Source organism: Desulfobacter sp. (assembly GCF_050177295.1).
The window spans coordinates 1-8,404 of record NZ_JBFXHE010000187.1 but is presented as its reverse complement, the minus strand read 5'-3'; the positions used below and the strand labels follow the sequence as shown (position 1 = coordinate 8,404).

Sequence of the window (8,404 nt, the reverse complement as noted above, 5' to 3'; positions counted from 1 at the left end):
TTGAAACTATTATTGACGAAGAGCAGATTCACCTCAACTATTTTGACAATATTGGCGGCCATATTAAAAATCTGGGGGACGCGTACCTGGCCAGAATTGCCGGCACCTCATCGGCCACGGGCCTGGAACCAGCGGATTTGCCGTTTCCGGTAACCAGGCATAACAAAAAGGAAAAAATGACCCGATTTATTAAAGGAGAATTAATATGTCAAAGGAGACCGGATACATGTAAGCATTTTATATGCCAATGATATTTTATTTGGTGTATTCAAGGGGGCATGATATATCAGTAGTGGATGGGGAGGCGAATTTTCAAGCGTGTCATAATATGTTTATAATTCAGGATATTTCATAAATCCAAGAAAGAAAAAAATAGTGGTTGCTGAATGCAATACTCTGCTGCGTGAAGGGTTGTGCCTGATGATCAATTCGGATGAAAATCTTGAGGTAGTGGCCCAGGCCGCCGACGGGTTTTCAGCCATTGAAACAACCCTTTCTCTTAAAGAACCGCCGGATCTGGTCATGATGGATCTGTCCATGTCCAAAATGGACGGGGTCTCTGCCATCAAAGAGATCAAACGCCAAAGACCGGATTCCAAAATCATGGCGTTGACCATTCACGATTCTGATGAATTTATTCTGGAGTGCTTTGATGCCGGGGCCTCAGGATACTGTTTGAAGGACTCGTCCCAGGATGAGCTGCTAAAAGCAATCCACGTGGTAATCTCCGGGAAAACCTATATCAGCCCGGGGATTACCGGCATTGTCATGGAAGGATTTCTGGACAACTACCGGAAACTAAAAAAACAACCGCCTGGGACAGCCTTACCCAGCGGGAGCGGGAAATACTTAAGCTGATGGCTTTTTACATCAGCACACTTTACAATTATCTGCTCTTTCATACCCTTGCAGAGATGTTTGCCGTGGTGACTGCCTGCAGTATTTTTATGCTCACCTGGAATGCCCGACGGTTTTACGGCAGCCTTTTCAACTGGCTGCAGGCATCCATCATCATCACCATTGCTTCTGAATTACTGTTTACAACCTATATCGGGGTTTATGGACCAGCCAATATACTGGGGCATTTTTTCAAAATTATATCCTTTTACTGTCTTTACAAGGCCTTGATCGAAACCGGTCTTTCAAGGCCTTACAGTACCTTGTTCAAGGATATGACCGACACCAGGCAAAGCTATCAGGCACTGTTCTCAAATATGATTGACGGGTTTGCCCGACACCGGATGATTCTGGATAAAAACGGTGCCCCCGTTGATTATGAATTTCTTGAAATCAATCCCGCCTTTGAAAAATTGACAGGTTTTAAAGATGTAAAAGGAAAGAAAGCCTCACAGTTCCTGCATATAAATAAAGAGTTTGAGAACTGGGTTATGCTTTTCGGCAAGGTTGCCATGGAAGGTGAGCCGGTTCGTATTGAAGGCCACGTTGCCCAGCTTGGGAAATGGTTTTCCATAAACGCCTATTCGGTCAGGCATGGCGAGTTCGTAACCATCTTTGAAGATATCACGGAAAGAAGACAGGCCCTTGATACACTCTCTATTCAAAGGGAGTGGCTCAATACCACGTTAAACAGTATTGGCGATGGTGTTATCTCAACGGATAAAAACAGGCAGATCTCTTTTATCAACCCGGCTGCAGAAAAACTCACCGGCTGGCCGCAGGCTGATGCTTTGGGGAAAACAATTGATATGGTGTTTTCCATAGAGCCGGAAAATCAGGATTGTTCCTGCACACAGATGCTGAAAAATCCGGGGGGTGAGAACCTGCCGATTCCGCTTGCCTGCAAAGGGATGATGGTGCGCCGGGATGACACCCGGATTCCGGTGGAGGAGACCCTCAGTCAAATTAAAAATGAAAAAAAAGAGGGGACCGGACTTGTGCTTGTATTCCGGGATATCAGTGTCCGGCAGGCATACCAGAAAGCACTTGAAGAGGCCAATGAGAAGCTTGAAGAAAAAATTATTGAGCGGACCCGTTCCTTGTTGCACCAGACCATCAAACGCCTTAAAAATAAGAGATTGAACGGCGCATGGCTGCTGAAATCCGCTACCTGAATGCCAATCAGGAGGCGCTGGCCCGGTCCGGTCAGCTCAGAGCCCTGGCCGGGAAGCTTACCATGGCAGAGCAGGCGGAACGCAGGCGGGTGGCAAAGGTGCTGCATGACGGTATCCAGCAGTATATGGCGGCAGCCAAACTGCATTTAAGCGGTCTGGAGCGGCAGATAAAAGACCCGAAGTTGAGCCAGGCAGCCAAAAAAATTGAAGAAACCATCGGCACCTGCATCCAGATGGCCCGCTCATTAAGCGCAGACTTAAGTCCGCCGGCACTTTACAGGGGGGGGACTGGTCTCCGGTTTAAGGTGGCTTGCCGGCCGGATGCTGGAACGCCATCATTTTCAGGTGGTTTTTACATCACAGATGTCCAGTGTGCCGCTTTCCGAAGATATTGTGCTGCTGGTGTTTGAGTCGGTGCGCGAGCTGCTGTTTAATGCGGTCAAGTATGCCGGAACGTCAAAGGCGTGCGTCATGCTGAGAGCCGACGGTGAAAATCGTCTTTGTCTCAGTGTAGAGGATAAGGGCAATGGATTTGACCCAACCGGCATCACTGTTTCCGATAATATGAAGCAGGGACTTGGCCTGTTCAGTATCCAGGAGCGAATTCAGTTAATCGGGGGAACATTTCAGATCACAAGCAGCCCCGGCAGCGGCAGCCGGTTTGATATTGTGTTGCCGTATGAACAGGAAGCAAAAAAGCCCATTGCAGCAAACCATGACCCCTCAAGCGAATCTGTTTTCCCTGATGGTGATGCTGTTTGGAAACAGTCGTCCGGAAAAGATATCCGGGTGTTGCTGGCAGACGATCATGCGATCTTTCGCAAGGGCGTATTCCAGGCCCTTAAGGAAACAACCGGCATCCAGCCAGGTGGTCGGCCAGGCCCATGATGGTATAGAGATAGTAGAGCTAGCTGAGAAATTAAAGCCTGATGTCATCCTGATGGATATCAACATGCCGGGCATGAACGGCATTGAGGCCACCAGCCGTATCTATAAGACGCATCCTGAAATAAAAATTATCGCCCTGTCCATGCATGAAAAAAAAGAGTATGCCCGGGACATCATTTCCGCCGGCGCTGTTGACTTCATCAGCAAAGGGTGTACTGCGCCTGAGATGGTTTCGGCCATTCAGAATGCTGTGAACCTCATTTAAAAACCGGGCTCAGGCATAACGCCTGCTCCCGGTTCAGGTGACGTACATTTTATCCACCCTTCTGATCAGTCCTTCCTGGGCCACGCTGGCCACAAGTTTGCCGTCCCGGGTGTAGATGGAACCGTGGTTAAGTCCCCGGCCCATGGCCGCATTGGGACTATGGATCACATGGAGCAGCCAGTCGTCCATCCGAAAATCCCTGTGGAACCAGATAGCATGATCCAGGCTTGCCACCTGCATGTCCGGGGACCAGAAGGTTTTGCCATGGGGATAAAGGGCTGTGGGGACCAGGTGAAAATCCGATGCATAGGCCAGCATGTACCTGTGGGTTGCGGCATCGTCAGGCAAAGGGCCGGTGGCCCTGAACCAGACATATTTGTCCGGCGGCATGGGAACGGGATGAAAGGGATTTACCGGATTGACGACCCGCAGTTCAATGGGATTGGGATACAACAGTTTTTTTACAATATTTTCAGGAATGTTCTTTGCATAACGGAGGACCATGTTGTAATCACTTTCCACACCCTCAGGACCTTTAACATCAGGCATGGGATCCTGATGCTCAAAGCCCTCTTCGAATTTGTGAAATGAGGCTGACATGGAAAAGATGGTCCGGCACTTTTGTACAGCCTTGACCCGCCGGGTAGTAAAGGAGTGGCCGTCCCGGGTGCGTTCCACTAGATACACGATGGGGCAGGCGGCATCCCCGGCCCGAAGAAAATATCCGTGCAGGCTGTGGGCACAAAGATGGTCCGGCACTGTGCGGGATGCCGCAGATAATGCCTGGCCCAGAACCTGTCCGCCGAATACGTTGCCATAGCCTAGGTCCTGGCTCTGGCCCCGAAAGATGTCCTCTTCAATTTTTTCCAGGCTGAGCAGCCCCAAAAGTTCTTCAAGTACATTTTGTCCAACACTGTCTGTCATGATATTCCCCTAAATATCAAATTCTTTTGACGTGACCGTATGCTCCATGCGCTGAACCCGGCGGTCAATATTGTCAAATTTTTTTTTAATCCGCTGGATAGCCGAGGATCTTGACCGGGTATAGGACTGATAAAATTCTTCGTCACTTTCATTTTCCAGCGGAATAACAGGCTCAAGGTTAAGCAGAAATCCTGCAACAAGATAAAAAACGCCCAGGGGCCAGAACCCGGTGAATAAAAACAGGACCAATACAAGAACCCGGGTCCAGAATACCGAGAAGTTAAAATGTTCTGCCAAGCCCCGGCAAACGCCGAGGATAATGCCCCGTCTGGAACGGTAAAGGCCCTCGGCTGCGGTCAGGCGGTCCATTCTCTGACGGAATCCGCCATGTGTTGCCCGCCCCCACATGCCTTTGCCTGCACGGTGATAACGGTTTTTATGGTATCTCATTTTTTATCCTTTCAGGCGTGTTGAAAACCGCTGTTAACGGTTTTGGTGCCCGCGTTCGATGAGTATGGTTTCAAGGGCTTCAACCCGTTCCTCTATTTTTGGCAGGGCATTGTATATGTCCTGAATCATTCTTGTTTCTTCGGCCCGGATGTCTTTATCATGATTTGAAAGTCCTCCGGTTCTGGCTGTCCGGATAATACCGATGATAATTATTCCCAGGATAATCAGGGCCAGTATTGACCCGCCGACACTGATCATTGCAATGAATACGCCGCTCATATCCCTCCTTTGAAATTGTCAGGGTTAGCTCTGGGACTTTGTATCATTAATTGTTCCGGATTGGGAGGATTTCAATGCATTAAGTTCCTTTTCGATCTCTTCGTCTGCTGCCAAGTCATCAAAGGCGGTTTCAAGGCTGGATCGTCTGCTGAAATCAACTAAATCAGCTTCAGCTTCCATACGCTCAATATGATTTTCCATCTCTTCAAATTTCTTGATGACTTCGGAAGAGTCTGCCCTGCGGATTTCCTGTCTGGCCCGTTTCTTATGCTGGGCCCGGATATGCCGCTGGACCAGCATCCGCTGTTTTTCCCGGGCGGATTTCAGTTTGTTTTCAAGTTCTGTGATGTCATCTTTGTACTGATCGACCATGACTGCAAGATCCATGAGTTCTGCTTCCACCACGCCCAGACGCTGGCTGAATCTGCGTTTTTCCATCAGGGCCTGGCGGGCCAGGTCATCGCGGCCTTTGGTCACTGCCAGTTCTGCTTTTTCGTTCCAGAACACCTCTTTTTCCCTGGTCTCTTGCCCTAAACGTTCCACTTTTTTATGATTGGCAATGGTGCCCGCACAGGATGATTTAAGCTCAATCAAGGTGTCTTCCATTTCCCGGATCATGAGCTTGATCATCTTTTCAGGATCTTCGGCCTTGTCCAGCATGGCGTTGATGTTTGAAGACACAATGTCTCTGAAGCGTGTAAAAATACCCATTTTTATTCTCCTTTTTTGTAAATTTTTTGGATCCTTTTGCGCCCATTGTTTTTAAGCGTCGCCAACGCAGAAGAGCAGAAAATGTGCCACAAGGTATGTGATTTATATTTTCTTTGCATCTCAATGGGTTATCTCTTTTGATGAAAAATTTTTGGTGGCGAAATCTGTTGCAATGTGGTATGAAATGCTAAAATTTAGTTAATTTAACCATAGCTTGAGGTGATGTTGGCATATACAAATTCCATGGATAATAGCAATGGGCCTGTGAGCATGTCCGAGGCCCTGGGCCAGTCCGAAGCGTTTTTAAGTTTCCAGGAGCAGATTTCCCGGATCGCGCCCATTGATCGGCCTGTACTGATTTTAGGAGAACGCGGCACGGGCAAGGAACTGGCTTCCGCACGGCTGCATTTTTTATCCCGGCGCTGGCAAAAACCTTTTGTTACGCTGAATTGCGCGGCCTTAACCGCCACCCTGATCGAATCCGAGCTTTTCGGATATGAAAAAGGTGCGTTTACCGGAGCCGGTACCCGCCGGATCGGGCGGTTTGAACAGGCTGACGGCGGCACCCTGTTTCTGGATGAAATCGGAAATATTCCCATGGAAGTCCAGGAAAAAATTCTTCGGGTGGTGGAATACGGCCGGTTTGAACGGGTGGGGGCAGTTAATCCTGTTCATACCGATGTTCGCATCGTGGGGGCTGCCAATGTGGATCTGACCCAAATGGTTCGACTCGGCCTTTTTAAACAGGATCTTCTGGACCGTCTCTCTTTTGAGGTGATTTATGTCCCCCCGTTGCGGGTGCGGAAAGGGGATGTCATGCTGCTTACCAATCATTTTGCCGGACGCATGGCCTTTGAACTGGGGTTTGATCAGGTGCCTGAATTTGGAAAGAACGCGGCACTGGACCTTGAATCCTATGCGTGGCCCGGTAATGTCCGGGAGTTGAAAAATGTGGTGGAACGCGCTGTGTATAGGACAAACGGCCCGGTCATTACCCGGATTGATTTTTCACCGTTTGCATCGCCTTTCGGACCTCTGCCAGGACCTGGGCCATCATCAACCGAACAAGCTGAAAACCGGACAAATTCTCTATCTGCTGATACAAAGGCGGTCCAGTACACAGAAAAGTCATCTGACCCCAATGAAGATGCAGTTCTGCCGCTGGCGGAACTGGCTGGTCTGCCGCTGAAAAAGGCAGTGCTTGCCCTTGAGCGTTTCCGCTTATCCCAGGCACTGACCGCGGCCCGGTTCAACCAGAAGCAGGCCGCAGCAAACCTTGGGATATCCTATGACCAGTTCAGGAGCCTGAAAAAAAAGCATGGGATGTGAACCCAACCCCCCAGCAGTTTAACAAATAACGTTCTGGCACCCGATTAATTGGATGCCGGGCAGGGGCCTTTCAATTCGCCGGTCATATATTCAGTCAAATCCGACACGCCACCATCGGGATCTTCAATAATGGTATGCAGATAGCCTTCCATTGTATTGCCGTTGAAAATCATTTCAATCCGGGTTTCAAGAAGTTTGCCCTTTTTATCCTTGCAGGTCCGGGTAAACACCACTTGTTGCCCGTCATATTCTGTGTCGGAATACTCGCACCGTTTTCCCTGTGAAGGGTCAACCGGAATCAGCTGGGATTGGGACAGGCAGCAGGAAAAAACATTGGGTTTATTTTCAGAATTGTCGCCGGCTGAATCCGGTTCAATGACTATTTCCCAGGATCCTTCTTGAATATCCACATCTGACCAGGCACAGGTTACCAGAACCAGGCTCAGCAGCACCCCGAAAAACAACAATGCAAATTTTTTCATACATCCTCCTGAATTAACATTTTAATAATATATATACCCCTGGCAAGGCTTAGAGCTTTCCGGTAAGAAAGCAAAAAGAGTGCCGTTTCAACACAGTAATTGACGATACCTAGCACCGAAGAAAACCAAAATTTTCATTGGTATGCACCTAATAATATCCGGACAACCAATGTCCGATTTTTTAACAAAACGGACAGTCAGAGACCTAAATAATGACCCCGAATGGCCGCACCCTCTTATTATCAAAGCATTAAACAAATGGCACGCAAGTTGCTAATACACCCATGGAAATCCCCATGGAAATCCGACCGGTTTTTTAACCGGTTTTTATCTTGAAACCGATTCTGGAGTATTTTTATGGTTATGCCTTGTGCAATCTGCGCAAGCCTTGGCAAATCATGCTGCAAAGGATACCAGATTTACCTGACACCCGGAGATATCTCCCGTATTTCCGATTATTTGAAAGTATCTGATTTTTATACTGTCGAGCCCCCGGTACTAACGGATATAGAACCGGATTATGACCCGTTGTGGCTGCCCATGATCATGTCAGAAGACCATCAGGTCCGGGTATTAAAAAGAGGGGCAGATAAACAGTGCTGCCTGGCCACGGACAGCGGATGCCTGCTTCCCTTAGACCGGCGGCCATTGATCTGCAGACTTTTTCCATACGATTTTAAAGAAAACTGTATCCTGGGGATAGACCAATCCTGCCCCATTTCAAAAGACCGGAACTGGCAGACGGTGCTGGACCGGATGGACATGACCGAAGCCAAAGCAAATTTATGGCGGGATCTTTTATATGAGGAGATCCGGGACAAAAATAGTCCGGCTGGCTCCATTTTATCCTGTTTATCCTGTGAAAACGGATAACATCGTTAAATGCCCTGCCCAGGGATCTGATTTAGCAGCAAAGAGGCTGTGGGGTATGGGAAAAAAGGACCGCTGATTATAAAATTTGCGGTCCCAAGGATTTAAAGCGTCTGGCCTGGGCAATCAGGGAG

General features: G+C 48.5%; 12 protein-coding genes and 1 pseudogene. 8 read left to right on the top strand and 5 right to left on the bottom strand.

The window, feature by feature from the left end; genetic code table 11:
- From AB7U36_RS13580 to AB7U36_RS13555, 6 genes and pseudogenes are all read left to right on the top strand, one after another.
- Positions 1-251: pseudogene (locus tag AB7U36_RS13580) on the top strand (hypothetical protein); the annotation flags it as partial.
- Between the two features lie 124 nt (positions 252-375).
- Positions 376-858, top strand: a complete 483-nt coding sequence (locus AB7U36_RS13575) for a response regulator (protein ID WP_428160294.1) — start codon at positions 376-378, stop codon at positions 856-858.
- Entirely contained in the window at positions 858-2,072 is a 1,215-nt protein-coding gene (locus tag AB7U36_RS13570) for an MASE3 domain-containing protein (protein WP_428160293.1), read from the top strand. The genes AB7U36_RS13575 and AB7U36_RS13570 overlap by 1 nt, the downstream gene beginning before the upstream one ends.
- A complete protein-coding gene (locus AB7U36_RS13565; RefSeq protein ID WP_428160292.1) occupies positions 2,048-2,482 on the top strand; it encodes a histidine kinase in 435 nt (144 codons plus the stop codon). Before AB7U36_RS13570 ends, AB7U36_RS13565 begins: the two co-directional genes overlap by 25 nt.
- Positions 2,436-2,960 (top strand): ATP-binding protein, encoded by a 525-nt coding sequence (locus AB7U36_RS13560; protein WP_428160291.1) that lies wholly within the window; start codon positions 2,436-2,438, stop codon positions 2,958-2,960. The genes AB7U36_RS13565 and AB7U36_RS13560 overlap by 47 nt, the downstream gene beginning before the upstream one ends.
- Positions 2,881-3,225, top strand: coding sequence for a response regulator (locus AB7U36_RS13555; protein ID WP_428160290.1), 345 nt, complete (start codon positions 2,881-2,883; stop codon positions 3,223-3,225). Before AB7U36_RS13560 ends, AB7U36_RS13555 begins: the two co-directional genes overlap by 80 nt.
- 33 nt (positions 3,226-3,258) lie before the next feature.
- Here AB7U36_RS13555 and tesB read toward each other — a convergent pair whose 3' ends face one another.
- The 4 genes from tesB to pspA are packed head-to-tail and all read right to left on the bottom strand — an operon-like array spanning position 3,259 to position 5,589.
- Positions 3,259-4,149: an acyl-CoA thioesterase II gene (tesB, locus tag AB7U36_RS13550; protein ID WP_428160289.1), complete on the bottom strand. Its 891-nt coding sequence runs from the start codon at positions 4,147-4,149 to the stop codon at positions 3,259-3,261.
- Between the two features lie 9 nt (positions 4,150-4,158).
- On the bottom strand, positions 4,159-4,599 hold the full coding sequence (gene pspC / locus AB7U36_RS13545; protein ID WP_428160288.1) for an envelope stress response membrane protein PspC: 441 nt from the start codon (positions 4,597-4,599) through the stop codon (positions 4,159-4,161).
- Positions 4,600-4,632: 33 nt separating this feature from the next.
- Positions 4,633-4,878 carry a phage-shock protein gene (locus tag AB7U36_RS13540; protein WP_428160287.1) on the bottom strand — a complete coding sequence of 82 codons (246 nt, stop codon included), beginning with the start codon at positions 4,876-4,878 and terminating at the stop codon, positions 4,633-4,635.
- Between the two features lie 24 nt (positions 4,879-4,902).
- Entirely contained in the window at positions 4,903-5,589 is a 687-nt protein-coding gene (pspA, locus tag AB7U36_RS13535; RefSeq protein WP_428160286.1) for a phage shock protein PspA, read from the bottom strand.
- A 243-nt stretch (positions 5,590-5,832) separates the two neighbouring features.
- Between pspA and pspF the strand changes: the two genes are divergently transcribed.
- Positions 5,833-6,918 (top strand): phage shock protein operon transcriptional activator, encoded by a 1,086-nt coding sequence (gene pspF, locus AB7U36_RS13530; protein WP_428160285.1) that lies wholly within the window; start codon positions 5,833-5,835, stop codon positions 6,916-6,918.
- A 44-nt stretch (positions 6,919-6,962) separates the two neighbouring features.
- Here pspF and AB7U36_RS13525 read toward each other — a convergent pair whose 3' ends face one another.
- A complete protein-coding gene (locus tag AB7U36_RS13525; protein WP_428160284.1) occupies positions 6,963-7,400 on the bottom strand; it encodes a DUF3617 domain-containing protein in 438 nt (145 codons plus the stop codon).
- A gap of 357 nt (positions 7,401-7,757) precedes the next feature.
- On the opposite strand from AB7U36_RS13525, the gene AB7U36_RS13520 reads away from it, so the two are divergent.
- Entirely contained in the window at positions 7,758-8,273 is a 516-nt protein-coding gene (locus tag AB7U36_RS13520) for a YkgJ family cysteine cluster protein (RefSeq protein ID WP_428160283.1), read from the top strand.
- Positions 8,274-8,404: the final 131 nt, after the last annotated feature.